Genomic DNA, 15,521 nt, shown 5'->3' with positions numbered 1-15,521 from the left:
TTTCAGGCCTAATTTTTGAGCATTTGCTGAATTCTTTTTTCAGCTTCTTCTTTTGTGATTCCGTTATAAAAATCTTTTACAAAAAGATGATCGAAATCTTTATGAGGGAAAATTTCCGGTCTTTCATTACCGCTTTTAGTCACTACTGTTGTTGGGATACTGCCTGCAAATTCATATTGCGAAATATAATTGGAAAGCCATCCAAAATATTGTGTTTCGTGATTTTCATTATCAAAGTTTTCCAAATAATCCTTAAAACTTTGTTCGCTTAGAGAAACCCAGAAACCATATTCAAGATCTTCGCAATGATCGTTAACTTTTTGAAATAAAACACATCTTACAAATCTTAGAATATGTTCGGGATGTTTGATTACGCAAAAATCGGAATCAATTACTGCAATTTCCTCTTTTTCCTGATCAGAAAGATTATGATAACTATTAGGGGAATTGTAGGTTAATGCGGGCCAGCTTTCATGCTCTTTGCCGCAACAATCACAAATGAATTTAATGGTGTCGTTCATCTATTTTTTTTATGAATACTAAAATCCTAGCCCCGATAAAGGCTATATCTTTTTTGAGAAGATTTTTCATCTTCTCAAAAAAGATATAGCCGAAAGCGGGAAATAGCTCCTTATAATTTCTAAAAATTCCTAATTTTAATTTAAAAAAATCAAAAATCTAAAAAGCTCACTTAATATAATGATTAAAGTTCTATTGAATCTCCAATTTCAAGAAGCATCAAATCTTTTCCTTTATCAAAAAATTTACGAATTGCATCTTCATGATTGATTTCGATATAACCGAAAGTGTCAAAATGATAGCCCAGGATTTTATCACATTCAATAAAATCAGAAGCAATAATAGCATCTTCTACATCCATGGTAAAATTATTACCGATTGGAAGTATTGCTAAATCCAATTTTGTACGCAACGGAATCAGTTTCATATCATAGGTAAGTGCTGTATCGCCGGCTATGTAAATGTTTTTGTGTTCACTTTCGATCACAAACCCACCTGGATTTCCGCCATAGCTTCCGTCAGGGAAAGAGCTTGAATGAATGGCATTTACATATCTTACTTTTCCGAAGTCGAAATTCCAGCTACCACCATGGTTCATTGGGTGTGCTTTTAGCTCTCTTTGTGCATAATAGCTTGTAATCTCAGCATTTGAGACGATTACTGCATTGGTACGTTTTGCAATAGCTTCTACATCAAGAACGTGATCGCCATGTGCATGTGTAAGCAATATATAATCTGCTTTTAGTGTGTTTATGTCAATTGCCGCAGCTTTTGGGTTTCCTGTAATAAATGGGTCAACAATAATATGTTTTCCTCCAACTTCAATGCCCAATGACGCGTGTCCGTAAAATGTGATTTTCATTTTTGTAAAATTTTAAAGTTGAACTTTGTTTTATCTTCCGCCCAGGAAAAGGTTAACAATTATGTCTGAAATCAAGGAAATCATACATACCGTTAATAATATTGAAAGCAAAAATGTGCTAAGTGCCAATTTTTTTAATTCAGGATCTAAAAGCTTAGGGTTTTGGTTTTTATATACGGTAATTAAATGTTTAGTTAAAGGTATATAAGCCAGTAAAAACAGATATTGATCAAAATTGTAATCGCTCAAAACAGCAAAAACAACAACCAGAAGCATCGCTGTAATAATCAACGTAAAGTGATATATTTTAGCTTTTGCTCCGCCAATTTGAACAACTATTGTGTTTTTTCCTGATTTTCTGTCTGATTCTTCATCGCGCATATTGTTCAGGTTCAAAACTCCTACACTTAATAAACCAATTGAAATTGCAGGAAGGATCAATAAAGGATCAACTTCTTTAGAATATAAAAAATTAACTCCCAATGTGCTTACAAGTCCGAAGAAAATGAAAACAAATACATCTCCAAGCCCTTTATATCCGTAAGCTGAATTTCCTACTGTGTAACGAATTGCAGAAGCAATTGCTGCAACCCCAAGCAATAAGAAAAAGATGGAATATCCGAAATTAGTTTCACCAAATGCAAAATAAATTAAGATTATTGCTGATAACAAAGTTAGCAAAGAGGTAATTATTATAGCTTTTTTCATGGCCTGAGGCGTGATAACACCACTTTGAATAGCACGTTTTGGTCCTATTCTGTCTTCATTATCAGTACCTTTTACACCATCTCCGTAATCATTTGCAAAATTGGATAAAACCTGTAATCCCAATGTTGTTAATAGTGCAAAACCAAAAATCTTCCAACTGAATACTTCTGTTGGGGTGTTTATTGCTTCTGTAGGGTTTGAAAGCGCGTAAATACTTCCAACTATAATTCCAGAAACTGATAAAGGCAATGTGCGCAATCGTGCGGCTTCAATCCAATGTTTCATATTTTAATTTTAGATTTTAGATTTCTTGAAAAAGTTTTCAGTCACAGTTTCAGTTTTCAGACTGTGACTGTGGCTGAGACTAGAAACTAATTACTTTTATGGCAACCATTTATTTTCACCAAAGTTTGGTTTTCTTTTTTCTAAGAAAGCATTTCTTCCTTCTTTTGCTTCTTCGGTCATGTATGCTAAACGAGTTGCTTCACCGGCAAAAACTTGTTGTCCTACCATTCCGTCATCTGTTAAGTTCATGGCGAATTTTAGCATTTTTATAGATGTTGGTGATTTCTGAAGGATTTCCTGAGCCCATTGGTATGCTGTATCTTCTAACTCATCGTGTGGGATAACGGCATTCACCATCCCCATATCCATCGCTTCCTGAGCAGAATAGTTTCTTCCTAGAAAGAAAATCTCACGTGCTTTTTTCTGACCTACCATTTTTGCCAGATAAGCTGATCCGTAACCTCCATCAAAACTGGTAACATCTGCATCTGTTTGTTTAAAAATGGCGTGTTCTTTACTTGCCAGTGTCATGTCGCAAACTACATGCAAACTATGCCCGCCGCCAACTGCCCATCCCGGAACAACTGCAATAACTACTTTTGGCATAAAGCGTATTAAACGCTGTACTTCAAGAATATTCAAACGATGCTGACCATCTTCACCAACATAACCCTGGTGTCCACGGGCATTTTGATCTCCTCCACTGCAAAAAGAATATACACCATCTTTTGTTGATGGTCCTTCTGCAGAAAGCAAAACCACTCCTATCGAAGTATCTTCTTGTGCGTCGTAAAAAGCCTGGTATAATTCTGAAGTTGTTTTAGGACGAAAAGCGTTTCTTACATTTGGTCTGTTGAATGCGATTCTTGCAACTCCGTTACATTTTTTATAAGTTATATCTTCAAATTCTCTGGCAGTTATCCAATCCATTTCTATTTGTTTAATTTTAAATAATTATAGTGTAAAAATAAAGCATTTTTACATTTTTACCTACTCAATTTACTTTAAGTCTGTGAGAAAATAACCTCTAATGTTAACAATTGGTATTATCTTACAAAAAATAACATTTTTTAACACTAGTTTTAAAAAATAATAAGTAATTTTACACCCTAGAAATCAATGAGATACATTTTATTTCATAGGATTCAGATTGATTTTCTTTCACTGATTTATTAACCTAAAAAATGATTTTTTTGAGAAAATTTAAAAAATTTGTCGCTCATTTTTATATGGTTTTTATTTGTAAGCCCTTAAATAATGAGCAAATGATTTACTCATTTGTTGAAACTTCGAAAAGGAAATAGTAACACCTAAGGTTAAATGCTAGAATTGTGTAGTAATTAGTATAAAATTGATTACGAAAAGAGGAAAAAATACTAACGAAAACTTTCTATAAGTTATTTTATCAACCAATGGATTAGCCGTGAAATTGATGTTTCGCTTTTAATATGAATGGATAGATTGTTTGAAGACATACCATTTCAAGAAGTAATTTCTAAAATTTTTAAAGTAGTTATCTCTTGAATGGATTCGAATTTATTTTATTTCTGTTTTTTTTTAATTACAATTTTTTTTAAAACTAGAATAAAAAGGGAAAGGCTGCTTGTAATGAGCAGCCTTTCCTGTTTTTAAGAAATAATCTTAAAGAAGAAACTTTAGTTATCTTTTATCAGATAAATTCCGTCGTCTTTAATTTCTATAAGTTTGTCTTTATATAAAGCTCCAATAGCTTTTTTGAAAGTTTTTTTACTCATTTTCAAAACCGTTTTGATATCCTCCGGATGCGAAGCGTCATTTAGACGTAAAAAACCACGATTGGCTCTTAATTCATCTAATATTTTTTCTGCATTTGGTTCAATACTTTGGTAACCTTGCACTTGCAATGCAACATCAATTTTATTATCAGGACGAATGTTTTTAATAAAACCAATCATTCTGTCTCCCGTCCTGATCGCATCATCATAAACTTCATCTTTGTACAACAAACCTTTGTGCTGTTCATTGATGATTACATTGATTCCTAATTCAGTAATATGCGAAACAATTAAGTCTACTTCTTCTCCTTTTTCAACCGTTAGGTTTTCATTGCTTAAAAATTGATTTAATTTACTTGAAGCTACCAGACGATTGGTTTTTTCATCCATATGAAGGTAAACTAAGTATCGTTTTCCTTTTTCCATCGGACGGGCTTGTTCTTTAAACGGAACAAGAATATCTTTTTCCATTCCCCAATCCATAAAAGCACCAACCTGATTGATATAATTCACTCTTAACAGTGCAAATTCATTCAATAATATATAAGGTTCAAGTGTTGTAGCGACAGGGCGTTGTTCGTGGTCTAAATATACAAAGACGATTAATTCTTCGCCTATTTCAAATTCGTTGGGAACGTATTTATTGGGTAATAATATATCGTGAATTCCTTCCGGATCTTCTTCAGGATTTCCTAAAAATAAACCAACTTTGGTATCACGTAATATGATAAGGGTATTGTATTTTCCTATTTCAATCATTTCTATAAGGTTCTAAGCTGTAAAATAGCTGAGTTTTTAAAGTGCAAATGTACGAAGTTTGAAAATGGTACGACGAAAAATGTTTTAGATAAAAATGTATCGCAACATCTTTTTCCGGTTTCTCTTTTTTTTAATTAAATTTGAGCATCTAAAATTAACTCCAAATCAATGAAAAAGACCATTTTTTATTCTGTTTTTACCTTTCTGTTTTGCACTCAGGTAGCCATTTCTCAAGTTGTTGAAGATCCGGAAATAAAGAAAATGATTACCGAAATTAAGGCTGAAAACCTTGAAGCAACAGTTCGTAAATTAGTTTCTTTTGGTACAAGGCATACGCTGAGCGATACTAAAAGTAAAACCAAAGGAATTGGCGCTGCACAACAATGGGTGAAATCTGAATTTGATAAATATGCATTGGAATCTAATGGAAGACTGACTTCTGTAATTGATTATTTTACAGTTAAAGCAGACGGAAAACGTATTAATAAAGATAGCCAGCTTGGCAATGTAATGGCAACTTTAAAAGGAACTGACCCTAATGATAATCGTGTCCTTATTATAAGCGGACATCTTGATTCGCGGGTTTCTGATGTGATGAATGTAAAATCAGATGCTCCGGGTGCAAATGATGATGCTTCAGGAGTAGCGGCTGTAATGGAACTTGCAAAAGTAATGAGCAAAAGATCTTTTCCGGCAACCATTATTTTTGTGGCTGTTGTTGGTGAAGAACAAGGTCTTATTGGTGCCCGTCATCTTGCTGAAACAGCAAAAGAATCAAACTGGAATATCATCGCAATGCTAAATAATGATATGATTGGCAATAGTTTGTCTAGCGGAACTAACTTAAGAGATAATACACAAATCAGAATTTTTAGTGAGACAATTCCGTTTGTGGAAACTGAAGAAGAGGCGAAAATGCGCAAAGCAACAAGTCGTGATAATGATAGTCCGTCGAGATTATTGGCGCGCTATATAAAAACGGTTACAGAACAATATGTAGATCAGCTAAAAGTAAAACTGGTTTACAGAAATGATCGTTTTTTACGTGGCGGTGATCATACTCCGTTTAGTCAAAATGGTTTTGCGGCTGTTCGTTTTTGTGAGATGAATGAGAATTTTGATCATCAGCATCAGGATCTAAGAACCGAAAACAATATAAAATACGGTGATTTAGTTGAGTTTATGGATTTTGATTATTTACGAAAAAACACTTGTTCTAACTTAGTTACTCTTGCCAATTTAGCCTGGTCCCCAAAAGCGCCTGTAAATGTAGGTATTGAGGTTAAAAACCTTTCGAATTCATCTGCTTTCTCCTGGAATGCCCCAGATGGAAAAGCACAATACGGATATCAGATTTTAATGAGAGAGACATCCTCTTCTCACTGGGAAAAAACATTTTTTGTAAAGGATACAAAAGCTGAAATCCCCTATTCTAAAGACAATTACTTTTTTGCCATACAAGCTGTAGATGCCTTAGGACATGCAAGTTTACCTGTTTTTCCGATACCAATACGATAAATTACAACATAAAAAAGCGCCAATTAGGCGCTTTTCTTTTTTTAATCTAAAATGTTATTTGTAAACACTTTCTTTTTTAAAATGCAATGTCAGTAAGTAATAAACAACCGCTCTGTATTTGTGTTTATTCGAATGTCCGTATTTTTGAAGAACAGTAGAAATGGCAGGTTCTAAATCCGGGCCATCCGGCAATCCTAGTTTTTTAATCAGGAAATTTTTTCTCACAGTATCTATTTCTGAATGTTGGGTTCCGGCCACTGTCGATGCATCTGCATTATAAATAGAAGGTCCACACCCAATAACTACTTTTGTGAGTAAATCCATATCCGGTGTTACACCACATTTTACTTTTAGATCTTCTGCATACTTTTTAATTAATTCTTCTCTTGCACTCATAATAAAAATTTAAATTAGATTTATAAAATTCAAATTTAAAGATTTATCCTACATTAAAAATTATTTTTAGTTAATTTTATTTACAAATTATACCAACTCTTTGAAATATTGTTTTAAAACAACATCGTTTTCAAAAGTTGGAGTAAAAACTTCTAAAATTCCCGCAGTGTTATTTTCATTATAAAGCGCTGCTATATTCTTTTCTAAAGAAGCTACATCTTTGGCAGTAAAGTAATTAAGGTCATACATTTTAGCCAAATGTTCTGCTGTCAATTGATGTGAAGTTTCGAAATAGGTATTAAAAACAGGTTTTTCTTCGTGTCCTGGTAAAATCCTGAAAATTCCCCCTCCTCCATTATTTATCAAAATAATTTTGAAATTTTTAGGAATATAGGAATTCCAAAGCGCATTGCTGTCATAAAGAAAACCAATATCTCCTGTAATAAATACGGTTTGCTTATCGCTTCTTCCTACCGCCGCACCTACTGCTGTTGATGTGCTTCCGTCAATACCACTTGTTCCGCGGTTGCAATAAACTTCAATTGAAGGATCAATCTCAATTAACTGCGCATAACGAATCGCTGAACTATTGCTAATTTGCAGCTGACTGTTTTTAGGAAGTGATTCTATTACTTTTTCGAATACTTTAAAATCAGAGAATGTAATTTTACGCAAATATTCCTGTTTTCTGATTTTTCTTAAATCGTAAATTTTATCAATTTTCGAGAAATATTTACTCGATACAAATGCTGTTTTTGGAAGCAGTTCTTTGAAAAAATCTTCTGGTTCCATTACAAAATGTTTACTTAAAGCATTAAATGTATCGTAAGCACGTAAAGTATCTATATGCCAGTGATGTGCAGGTTTGTATTTTCGTAAAAAAGCCTTAATACGTTTTGAAACAATCATACCGCCAAAAGTGATTAAAACTTCTGGTTCTAATTCTTTAAAATCACAATCGTCAAAAGGTGTAATTAAGCTGTCTATACTATTAATAAAACTTGGGTCATGTAAGTTTGATGTTGTCTCCGTAAGCACTACAATTGAGGGATCTTTGGCGAAGTTTTCCAGAATTTCTTTGCTTACAGAATTAGCTTCGTTTATGCCTCCAATAAGAATTAATTTTCTTTTTGAAGTATTCCAAACAGAAACTACATCATCAATATTTTCGATAATTTTTGTTCCGAGAATTTCCTCTGAGTGAGTAATTTTTGGTTCAACAGAAAGTTGTGAAACCGTTTCATATAAAGGTTCTTCAAACGGAGCATTGATATGAACAGGTCCTTTTTGAAGAATAGCGGTTTCGATTGCTTTATTGATTTTTAAATCATTTTCGACAGATGCATCTTCTGTTAAATTGGCATTGAAAACAGAGTGGTTCTGAAAAACATTTTCCTGACGAATGGTTTGACCATCGCCAATATCAATCTTACTTTGCGGACGGTCTGCCGAAATTACGATTAACGGAATCTGACTGTAAAAAGCTTCGGCTACAGCCGGATAATAATTTAATAATGCTGATCCTGAGGTACAAACAATTGCAGTTGGCAGTTTGGTTTGCTGTGCAATTCCTAAGGCAAAAAAAGCGGCGCAACGCTCATCAGCAATGCTGTAACATTTAAAATTAGGGTTTTGTGCAAACCCAATTGTTAGAGGTGCGTTTCTTGATCCAGGAGAAATTATAATATTGGTGATTCCTTTTGCTAAACAAATTTCGATAATGCTTTGAGCAAGCGCTATTTTGGGGTAAATCATTCTTATGGAGTATTACTTTTTTTAAGAAAATCTAAAGTTGACGATTTCTTTTTAATATCACAAAGTTACAAACTTCACATTGGATTTAACTTATAAATAGGAAGATATTAAGGGCTGTTTTTAGAAAAAGGGAATATATTTGTAAAACTGATTTTTTAATAAAAATATACTCCATATGCGTTTCTTCTATATATTATTCTTTTACCTTTCGTTACAAGCCATACAATCTCAAAATCAGTTTGTTCCTGATGATACGCCTTATAAAACAGCCTTAGAAAATGCAAAAAAAGAAGGTAAACCACTTTTTGTAATGCTTTATGCAGATTGGTGCCCGCATTGCAACCAGATGAAGAAAGAAGTTTTTAGCGATCCTGCAGTGATCGATTTTTTAAAGAAAAACTATACGTGTGCCTGGAAAAATATCGAAAAAGAAGAAGGAATTGCTCTTAAGGATAAATATGGCACAAAATCACTGCCTGCTTTTTTATTTATAGACCCAAATAATGAAACGCTTTTATATGCTTTAAAAGGAGAATCTAAAAAGGCTGATTTTATAAACGAAGCTAATTATGCTTTGAATCCCAAGATGCAATTGCCGTATTTAGAAAAGCAATTTCTTGCAGACCCAAGTAATTCGACCACTTTTTTTACTTATCTGAATACATTGAAGAAAGGAAAAGACAGAACTGATTTATCGATTCCAACACATATTTACCTCAATACACAATCTGATACGCAATTGGTTAGTGAACTCAATTGGCGTGTTATTGCAAATGGTGTAACCGATATTAAATCGAGAGAGTTTCAATATGTTTTAAGTCATCAAAAAGATTTTGCTGCCGTGGCTTCTCAAAATCGTGTCGATCGAAAAATTGAAAGTATTGTAAATGAATTACTTCGTCCTTATGTTGATAATTTAGATACTATAAACTATTACAAACAAAGAGAAGTTGCCAAATCTATTCGATTACAAAAGACAGATTCAATTGTGTTTAAATTTGATCTGACTCTGGCAGAAAGAACTGAAAAATGGGATTTCTACAAGAAAGTAACGCTTGAAAATACAGAAAAATTGGTTTGGAATGATGCGAGTTTCCTAAAGGATATTGGACAGATTTATTTAAAACATATTTCAGATACCGAAAGCTTAAACAAATCAATTTCCTGGGTAAAACATTCTTTAGAATTAAATGATTCATTTGATGGTAATTTACTTGTTGCCAGACTTTATAATAAGATAAAAGACAAAAAATCAGCTTTAAAATATGCTAAAGATGCTAAGGGAATTGGTGCTGAAATGGGCTGGAGTACCAAAGATGTCGATGATTTATTGGCTGAACTAAATAAAAAATAACAAAAAACTACCAAAACAACCATGAACGTATTACTTAGACCTGCCACAACCAATGATTTAGAGAAAATTCTTGAAATTGTAAATCATTCTATTTTGCATACTACTGCAAATTATAGTTATGACATTCAAACTCTTGAAGTACAAACGAAATGGTTTGAAGATAAAACAGCCAAGAACCTGCCTATTGTTGTGGCAGAGCTGGAAGGAGAAGTTGTTGGTTTTGGCAGCTACGGACAGTTTCGGGAAAAAATTGGGTATCAATATACGGTCGAACATTCCGTTTATGTTGTTGATAATGTAATTGGAAAAGGTGTTGGATCTAAACTATTACTTGAATTAATTCGTCTGGCAAAAGAACAAGGCTATCATGTTATGATTGGTGCTATTGATGCTGATAATGCAGGAAGTATTGCCTTTCATGAAAAATTTGGTTTCACAGTTACAGGAACAATTCGAGAAGTGGGCTATAAATTTGATCATTGGCTTGATTTGGTTTTCATGCAGTTGATCTTGAAGTAATGGGACGCGGATGAAACGGATTCGCTAATGCGAAAACGCTGATTAACGCGGATTTTTTCTTTTTTTTACTGCAATGTTTATTTTCTGGAACGCTTTTACCTGAAAGCTTTTTTTTACCACAAAAGGCACAAAGCTGGATGCTATTTTTTTGTCATTTGACAACTAAACGGCATAAAAAAATCCACAAACTTGAAACTGATTCAAATTTGTGGATTTTTTGGTTGAGATAGTTACTATTAACTTTTTATCCAATTGATCACTTCAGGATCTGTAGGTAATGTTCTTGGCTTGATTACTTTAACCAATTCTCCTTTTTCGTTGATTAGGTATTTTTGAAAGTTCCATTCTACTTCAGAATCCTGTAATCCGTTTTTGGATTTTTGCGTCAGAAATTTATAAACTTCGCACATATCATCTCCTTTTACAGAAACTTTATCCATCATAGGAAAAGTTACACCATAATTTTGTTGGCAAAATGTTTCGATTTCTTTGTTAGTACCAGGTTCCTGAGAGGCAAAATTATTAGCAGGAAAACCTACAATTACAAAACCTTTGTCTTTATACTCTTTGTAAATAGCTTCAAGATCTTTGTACTGAGGAGTTAATCCACATTTTGAAGCAGTATTTACAATCATAACTTTTTTACCTTTTAGAGAGGCGAAATCAAAAGTATCTCCTGATAAATCCTGAACTTTAAATTGGTAAATGTTTTCTTTTGCCATGGCTTTATCTGTTTTAGATAATTTATTTTTACTTGTTTGAGCCTGAATTTGTGTGCCTAATAAAAAGACAACACTACAAGCTATGAATACTATTTTTTTCATTGTTTAATTTTTTATAAAATTAGTTAAAATCTGTTTTCATTAAATATTTTGCCTGCTTTATTTTTATTAAACATAAGTTAAATAAAAAATTGAAGCCTAGCGTTAATCAGACGCTAGGCTTCCCCCCATACAAACAAATCAAACCATGAATTAATTGTTATGCTTTTATATTTTTTATTATAATTGATGCCCCGGTTATTGTGAAAATTATATTTAAAATCTAAATATCTTTCTGTTTTATATCGTTTACTGGCGTTTATATTATAAAATTTACTAATTCTTATAATGAGATGAATCTAACTATTTTAAATTTTATTTTTAATTTTCGGTTTGGAAGTCCGGGGACATCAACCATTAAATATTATATTAAATCTGAATTTTATTATAAATGATAGAATTTCGAAAATCAACACTATTAAAATTCGTTAATGCCAAAACTGTTGTTAATCCAACAATCAATATTCTTAAAGTATATACGTAACCCATGACATTCGGTTTTAAATATTGAGATTTACTTTACTTAAATTTTAATAATTTTTTAAATTTTAACCTCTCACTTTCGTTTTGAAACTACTCCGCGAATTTAAATTTTGAAGCTGTTTTCTTTCGTTCTGCTATTTTCAGAATTATCGTTTGATGTTATAATAGCATATACGTAATTGGATTACTTTTGGTTTTAAAATATTGAGAAAAAATCTATATTTTTTTTCAAACCCTTTATTTTACTAGGTTTAAGGCTACAAAAAAATTTACAATTTTCACAAAAAAATAAATTATCTTTATCTCAAAGTATAAAATTGTATACTAAAATTTTGTTTAAGCTTTAAAATCCAAAATCTATGAGTCAAGATGAGTTGTTAGTTTTAATTTACAAGAAAGACGAAAGAGCTTTTACCCATTTGTATGATATGTACTCTAAAAGTTTGTTTTCTGTCATCAATGTTTTAATAAAAAATCGAGAAGAAGCCGAAGATGTTTTGCAGGAAGTTTTTGTCAAAATCTGGAAAAATATAGATTCTTATAATGAAGGAAAAGGTCGTTTTTATACCTGGATCCTTAATATAGCTAGGAATACATCGATTGACAAGCTAAGATCAAAGAATTTTAATAACAGCCAAAAAAACCTATCTTCAGATAATTTCGTAAATCTGTTAGACGACAGCAATAAATTGACTAATAGAATTGATACAATTGGAATTCAGGAATTCGTCAAAAAACTGAAACCAAAATGTATTGAGATTATAGATTTATTATTTTTTAAAGGATATACCCAACAGGAAGCTTCAGAAGAATTAGCAATTCCATTGGGGACTATCAAAACACAAAACAGAAACTGTATTAACGATTTACGTAATTATTTAAAAATATAATGGAAGCACAAGAATATATAGAATCAGGAATTCTGGAATTGTATGTTTATGGTTTATTAACCGAAACTGAAAATCTGGAAATAGCGGAACTGGCAAAAAAGAATCCGGAGGTCGAACAGGAAATCATTTCCATAGAAAAAGCTATTGTAGCTTTATCATCAAGCTTCTCCCCTTTTCATTCTGTAGCTAATTTCGAAAAGATAAAAGCCCGTTTAGAATTGAAACACGGCAAAGTAGTAGAGATGAAACCAGCGTCGAACTGGTCACAATACGTAGGATGGGCTGCAGCAGTATTATTACTTTTAGGTTTTGGATATCAAACACTGGAACTTACTAAAACAAAAGATGCTATTGCTACTGTTGGTACTGAGAAAAACAAAATACAAAGAGATTATGCTTTCTTAGACCAGCAAAATAAACAAACAGAGAAAAACCTGACTATTGTAAGGGATATTAAAAATACCGGCGTAACACTTGGCGGACAGGCAGTTTCTCCTAAATCATTTGCAAAAGTATACTGGAACAAAGAAACGAAAACGACTTATATTGACGCTGCAGGTTTACCAACTCCACCAAAAGGAATGGTTTACCAAGTTTGGTCTTTAAAATTAAGCCCGGTTCTTACACCAACAAGTATTGGTTTACTTGATAATTTTGAAGGAAATGATCAAAAAATCTTTGCTGTAAGTCAAACAGATTCAGCTGAAGCTTTTGGGATTACTCTGGAGCCTGCAGGAGGAAGTTTAACGCCTACAATGGAACAATTGTACACTTTAGGAAAAGTTTAAAAACTGAAATAAATTAAAATTAAAAACGCATATTAATTTATTTTAATATGCGTTTTTTTATTATCTTAACTCTAATAACTATCTGCAAACCAATATCTTTTCAACCATGAATTCAACTTTACTTTTGCGTCTTTCTGTTGCTGTAATACTTCTTACTCATTCCATTTTTGGAATATTTGATAACGGAATTAATGATTTTGGGAATTTATTTCTCAATCAGATTGGCTTTGCTCCTTTTGGTGTAATCCTGGCGTGGTCTATTAAATTATCTCATATCGTTGCGGCGATACTTTTGATTTTAAATAAATATATTAAGCTGGCTGGATTTATAACCATTTTTGTTTTAATAATGGGAATTATATTAGTTCATTTTAAAGAAGGCTGGTTTGTTGTTGGCGGCGGAAGAAATGGTATGGAATATAACGTTTTACTTATTATTGTTTTATTGGCTATTATGTATCCTGAAGGATTTGCAAAGAAAAATCATAACTTAAATGATGTATAGAATCTAATATATTCATGATAAACATTTTAAAAAAGAAAATATTGGATTATTTTCTTTTTTAATATCGATATATATCGTAATATTGCAATATAAAAATAAAACGATGGGAGCTACAAAATCTGAACATTTCACAGACGAACAAAACCAATTGGCTATTTTAACAAAAGCTTTAGGTCATCCTGCAAGAATAGCAATTATTCAATATCTCTTAAAAGTAAATACTTGTATCTGCGGTGATATTGTAAATGAACTTCCGCTTTCGCAGCCAACAGTTTCTCAGCATTTAAAAGAATTAAAAAATGCCGGATTAATCAAAGGAAATGTGGAAGGAAATGCTATTTGCTATTGCATTAATGAAATTGGATTTGCAAAAATCAAAGGTCTATTCACGCAAGTTGACCTCCATTTAGAAAAAACAAAAAATGAATGCTGCTAACTATTAATTTGAATTATTATGAAACTTTCTGAAATTAAAAAAATACTGACTACTCTTGAATCCGTTAATTTTGAACTTCCTGACGGAAAATTTGTTCCCGAATATTTTCATGTAACCGAAGTAGGTTTGATCACTAAAAACTTTATCGATTGTGGCGGGGTTGTTCGTAAAGAAACGGTTGTAAATTTCCAGCTTTGGAATGCTAATGATTATGAGCACCGCTTAAAACCTCAGAAATTAATTCATATTATTGAACTTTCAGAGAAAGTTTTAGGAATCGAGGATTTTGAAATCGAGGTAGAATATCAAAATACCACAATTGGTAAATATGATTTAGGTTTTAACGGAAAATATTTTTTGTTATTAAACAAAACAACAGCTTGCCTAGCGCAGGACCAATGCGGAATTCCGTCAGAAAAGCCAAAATTAAAACTGACCCAATTGAATGTTGACGAATCAAATTCCTGTACTCCGGGGGGAAGTTGTTGCTAAACTTAAAAGGTTAAAAATGTCGAATCAAAATGCCTTATATTCGAAAATTCTATCTTTAGCGCAATCTTTTGATTTTACCGTAATTTCTAAAGGTCGTAAAGACATACTACAACCACTTGTTGGTTTTATTCAGCAAAAGTTTGAGCAACAACAAGAAATTAGATTGAATTTAATTTGTACGCACAATTCCAGAAGAAGTCATTTGGCTCAGGTTTGGACGCAAACGGCAGCACATTATTATAATATAAACAATGTGTTTTGTTATTCTGGCGGAACTGAAACTACAGCTTTATATCCTAAAATCATTGAAACACTAGAAGGATCAGGTTTTAAAATCAAGAAAATATCAGAAGGCAATAATCCTGTTTATGCGATAAAATTTTCCGAAAACGAATCGCCAATCATTGGTTTTTCTAAAACATACAATGACGATTTTAATCCGGAAAGTGAATTTGCTGCTATCATGACTTGTTCGCAAGCTGACGGAGGTTGTCCTTTTATTTCAGGAGCTGAGAAAAGAATTGCAGTAACTTATGATGATCCAAAAGCTTTTGATAATACTCCGCAAGAAACAGAAAAATATAATGTAAGAAGTCTGCAAATTGCCACTGAAATGTTTTATGTTTTCTCACAAATAAAAAAAGGTTCACTTATGTGAACCTTTTTTTGTGAATTAA

The 15,521-nt window shown here is 32.3% G+C and carries 17 protein-coding genes; 9 read left to right on the top strand and 8 right to left on the bottom strand.

The window, feature by feature from the left end; all coding sequences use genetic code 11:
- Positions 1-8: 8 nt before the first annotated feature.
- The 5 genes from RC62_RS01960 to RC62_RS01940 all read right to left on the bottom strand — a co-directional run bounded on the left by RC62_RS01960 (position 9) and on the right by RC62_RS01940 (position 4,887).
- Positions 9-521, bottom strand: coding sequence for a DUF2199 domain-containing protein (locus tag RC62_RS01960; RefSeq protein ID WP_209435082.1), 513 nt, complete (start codon positions 519-521; stop codon positions 9-11).
- 182 nt (positions 522-703) lie between these two features.
- Positions 704-1,381: a metal-dependent hydrolase gene (locus RC62_RS01955; RefSeq protein WP_055092101.1), complete on the bottom strand. Its 678-nt coding sequence runs from the start codon at positions 1,379-1,381 to the stop codon at positions 704-706.
- A 30-nt stretch (positions 1,382-1,411) separates the two neighbouring features.
- On the bottom strand, positions 1,412-2,374 hold the full coding sequence (gene menA / locus RC62_RS01950) for a 1,4-dihydroxy-2-naphthoate octaprenyltransferase (RefSeq protein ID WP_055092099.1): 963 nt from the start codon (positions 2,372-2,374) through the stop codon (positions 1,412-1,414).
- 96 nt (positions 2,375-2,470) lie between these two features.
- The gene (locus RC62_RS01945) at positions 2,471-3,304 is read right to left on the bottom strand and encodes a 1,4-dihydroxy-2-naphthoyl-CoA synthase (protein ID WP_035625114.1); all 834 of its coding nucleotides are present in this window, start codon (positions 3,302-3,304) and stop codon (positions 2,471-2,473) included.
- A gap of 725 nt (positions 3,305-4,029) precedes the next feature.
- On the bottom strand, positions 4,030-4,887 hold the full coding sequence (locus RC62_RS01940) for a S1 RNA-binding domain-containing protein (RefSeq protein ID WP_055092097.1): 858 nt from the start codon (positions 4,885-4,887) through the stop codon (positions 4,030-4,032).
- A gap of 168 nt (positions 4,888-5,055) precedes the next feature.
- Here RC62_RS01940 and RC62_RS01935 point away from each other — a divergent pair, with 168 nt between their 5' ends.
- Positions 5,056-6,405, top strand: a complete 1,350-nt coding sequence (locus RC62_RS01935; RefSeq protein WP_055092095.1) for a M28 family metallopeptidase — start codon at positions 5,056-5,058, stop codon at positions 6,403-6,405.
- 54 nt (positions 6,406-6,459) lie between these two features.
- On the opposite strand, the gene RC62_RS01930 is transcribed toward RC62_RS01935, so the two are convergent.
- Both RC62_RS01930 and menD read right to left on the bottom strand, forming a co-directional pair.
- Complete coding sequence (locus tag RC62_RS01930; protein ID WP_055092093.1) at positions 6,460-6,801, bottom strand: DUF2853 family protein; 342 nt, start codon at positions 6,799-6,801, stop codon at positions 6,460-6,462.
- Between the two features lie 87 nt (positions 6,802-6,888).
- On the bottom strand, positions 6,889-8,556 hold the full coding sequence (gene menD / locus RC62_RS01925; protein WP_055092091.1) for a 2-succinyl-5-enolpyruvyl-6-hydroxy-3-cyclohexene-1-carboxylic-acid synthase: 1,668 nt from the start codon (positions 8,554-8,556) through the stop codon (positions 6,889-6,891).
- Between the two features lie 175 nt (positions 8,557-8,731).
- On the opposite strand from menD, the gene RC62_RS01920 reads away from it, so the two are divergent.
- Together RC62_RS01920 and RC62_RS01915 are read left to right on the top strand one after the other, a co-directional pair.
- Complete coding sequence (locus RC62_RS01920; protein WP_055092089.1) at positions 8,732-9,910, top strand: thioredoxin family protein; 1,179 nt, start codon at positions 8,732-8,734, stop codon at positions 9,908-9,910.
- A gap of 21 nt (positions 9,911-9,931) precedes the next feature.
- Positions 9,932-10,429, top strand: a complete 498-nt coding sequence (locus RC62_RS01915) for a GNAT family N-acetyltransferase (protein ID WP_055092087.1) — start codon at positions 9,932-9,934, stop codon at positions 10,427-10,429.
- Between the two features lie 236 nt (positions 10,430-10,665).
- Here the strand turns inward: RC62_RS01915 and RC62_RS01910 are convergent, their stop codons facing one another.
- Positions 10,666-11,253, bottom strand: coding sequence for a glutathione peroxidase (locus tag RC62_RS01910; protein ID WP_055092084.1), 588 nt, complete (start codon positions 11,251-11,253; stop codon positions 10,666-10,668).
- A gap of 839 nt (positions 11,254-12,092) precedes the next feature.
- Here RC62_RS01910 and RC62_RS01905 point away from each other — a divergent pair.
- The 6 genes from RC62_RS01905 to RC62_RS01880 all read left to right on the top strand — a co-directional run bounded on the left by RC62_RS01905 (position 12,093) and on the right by RC62_RS01880 (position 15,502).
- Positions 12,093-12,623, top strand: a complete 531-nt coding sequence (locus tag RC62_RS01905) for an RNA polymerase sigma factor (RefSeq protein WP_055092081.1) — start codon at positions 12,093-12,095, stop codon at positions 12,621-12,623.
- A complete protein-coding gene (locus RC62_RS01900) occupies positions 12,623-13,411 on the top strand; it encodes an anti-sigma factor domain-containing protein (protein ID WP_055092079.1) in 789 nt (262 codons plus the stop codon). Before RC62_RS01905 ends, RC62_RS01900 begins: the two co-directional genes overlap by 1 nt.
- A gap of 106 nt (positions 13,412-13,517) precedes the next feature.
- Positions 13,518-13,916 carry a DoxX family protein gene (locus RC62_RS01895; RefSeq protein WP_055092077.1) on the top strand — a complete coding sequence of 133 codons (399 nt, stop codon included), beginning with the start codon at positions 13,518-13,520 and terminating at the stop codon, positions 13,914-13,916.
- A 103-nt stretch (positions 13,917-14,019) separates the two neighbouring features.
- Positions 14,020-14,352 (top strand): ArsR/SmtB family transcription factor, encoded by a 333-nt coding sequence (locus tag RC62_RS01890; RefSeq protein WP_055092074.1) that lies wholly within the window; start codon positions 14,020-14,022, stop codon positions 14,350-14,352.
- 18 nt (positions 14,353-14,370) lie between these two features.
- Positions 14,371-14,844, top strand: a complete 474-nt coding sequence (locus RC62_RS01885; RefSeq protein WP_055092072.1) for a DUF6428 family protein — start codon at positions 14,371-14,373, stop codon at positions 14,842-14,844.
- A gap of 16 nt (positions 14,845-14,860) precedes the next feature.
- Entirely contained in the window at positions 14,861-15,502 is a 642-nt protein-coding gene (locus RC62_RS01880) for a hypothetical protein (RefSeq protein WP_055092069.1), read from the top strand.
- Positions 15,503-15,521 lie beyond the last annotated feature (19 nt).

It is taken from the genome of Flavobacterium aquidurense, from assembly GCF_001404985.1.
Taxonomy (GTDB): Bacteria; Bacteroidota; Bacteroidia; order Flavobacteriales; family Flavobacteriaceae; genus Flavobacterium; species Flavobacterium aquidurense_B.
The sequence above is the reverse complement of the archived record's forward strand: the minus strand, read 5'-3'. Positions and strand labels throughout refer to the sequence as shown.

What these genes read in the sequence shown, in the direction of transcription:
- menD (WP_055092091.1), bottom strand. Translation starts at nt 8,556, where the DNA reads ATGATTTACCCCAAAATAGCGCTTGCTCAAAGCATTATCGAAATTTGT.
- RC62_RS01910 (WP_055092084.1), bottom strand. Translation starts at nt 11,253, where the DNA reads ATGAAAAAAATAGTATTCATAGCTTGTAGTGTTGTCTTTTTATTAGGC.
- menA (WP_055092099.1), bottom strand. Translation starts at nt 2,374, where the DNA reads ATGAAACATTGGATTGAAGCCGCACGATTGCGCACATTGCCTTTATCA.
- RC62_RS01945 (WP_035625114.1), bottom strand. Translation starts at nt 3,304, where the DNA reads ATGGATTGGATAACTGCCAGAGAATTTGAAGATATAACTTATAAAAAA.
- RC62_RS01960 (WP_209435082.1), bottom strand. Translation starts at nt 521, where the DNA reads ATGAACGACACCATTAAATTCATTTGTGATTGTTGCGGCAAAGAGCAT.
- RC62_RS01900 (WP_055092079.1), top strand. Translation starts at nt 12,623, where the DNA reads ATGGAAGCACAAGAATATATAGAATCAGGAATTCTGGAATTGTATGTT.
- RC62_RS01885 (WP_055092072.1), top strand. Translation starts at nt 14,371, where the DNA reads ATGAAACTTTCTGAAATTAAAAAAATACTGACTACTCTTGAATCCGTT.
- RC62_RS01905 (WP_055092081.1), top strand. Translation starts at nt 12,093, where the DNA reads ATGAGTCAAGATGAGTTGTTAGTTTTAATTTACAAGAAAGACGAAAGA.
- RC62_RS01940 (WP_055092097.1), bottom strand. Translation starts at nt 4,887, where the DNA reads ATGATTGAAATAGGAAAATACAATACCCTTATCATATTACGTGATACC.
- RC62_RS01935 (WP_055092095.1), top strand. Translation starts at nt 5,056, where the DNA reads ATGAAAAAGACCATTTTTTATTCTGTTTTTACCTTTCTGTTTTGCACT.
- RC62_RS01895 (WP_055092077.1), top strand. Translation starts at nt 13,518, where the DNA reads ATGAATTCAACTTTACTTTTGCGTCTTTCTGTTGCTGTAATACTTCTT.
- RC62_RS01930 (WP_055092093.1), bottom strand. Translation starts at nt 6,801, where the DNA reads ATGAGTGCAAGAGAAGAATTAATTAAAAAGTATGCAGAAGATCTAAAA.
- RC62_RS01920 (WP_055092089.1), top strand. Translation starts at nt 8,732, where the DNA reads ATGCGTTTCTTCTATATATTATTCTTTTACCTTTCGTTACAAGCCATA.
- RC62_RS01915 (WP_055092087.1), top strand. Translation starts at nt 9,932, where the DNA reads ATGAACGTATTACTTAGACCTGCCACAACCAATGATTTAGAGAAAATT.
- RC62_RS01880 (WP_055092069.1), top strand. Translation starts at nt 14,861, where the DNA reads ATGTCGAATCAAAATGCCTTATATTCGAAAATTCTATCTTTAGCGCAA.
- RC62_RS01890 (WP_055092074.1), top strand. Translation starts at nt 14,020, where the DNA reads ATGGGAGCTACAAAATCTGAACATTTCACAGACGAACAAAACCAATTG.
- RC62_RS01955 (WP_055092101.1), bottom strand. Translation starts at nt 1,381, where the DNA reads ATGAAAATCACATTTTACGGACACGCGTCATTGGGCATTGAAGTTGGA.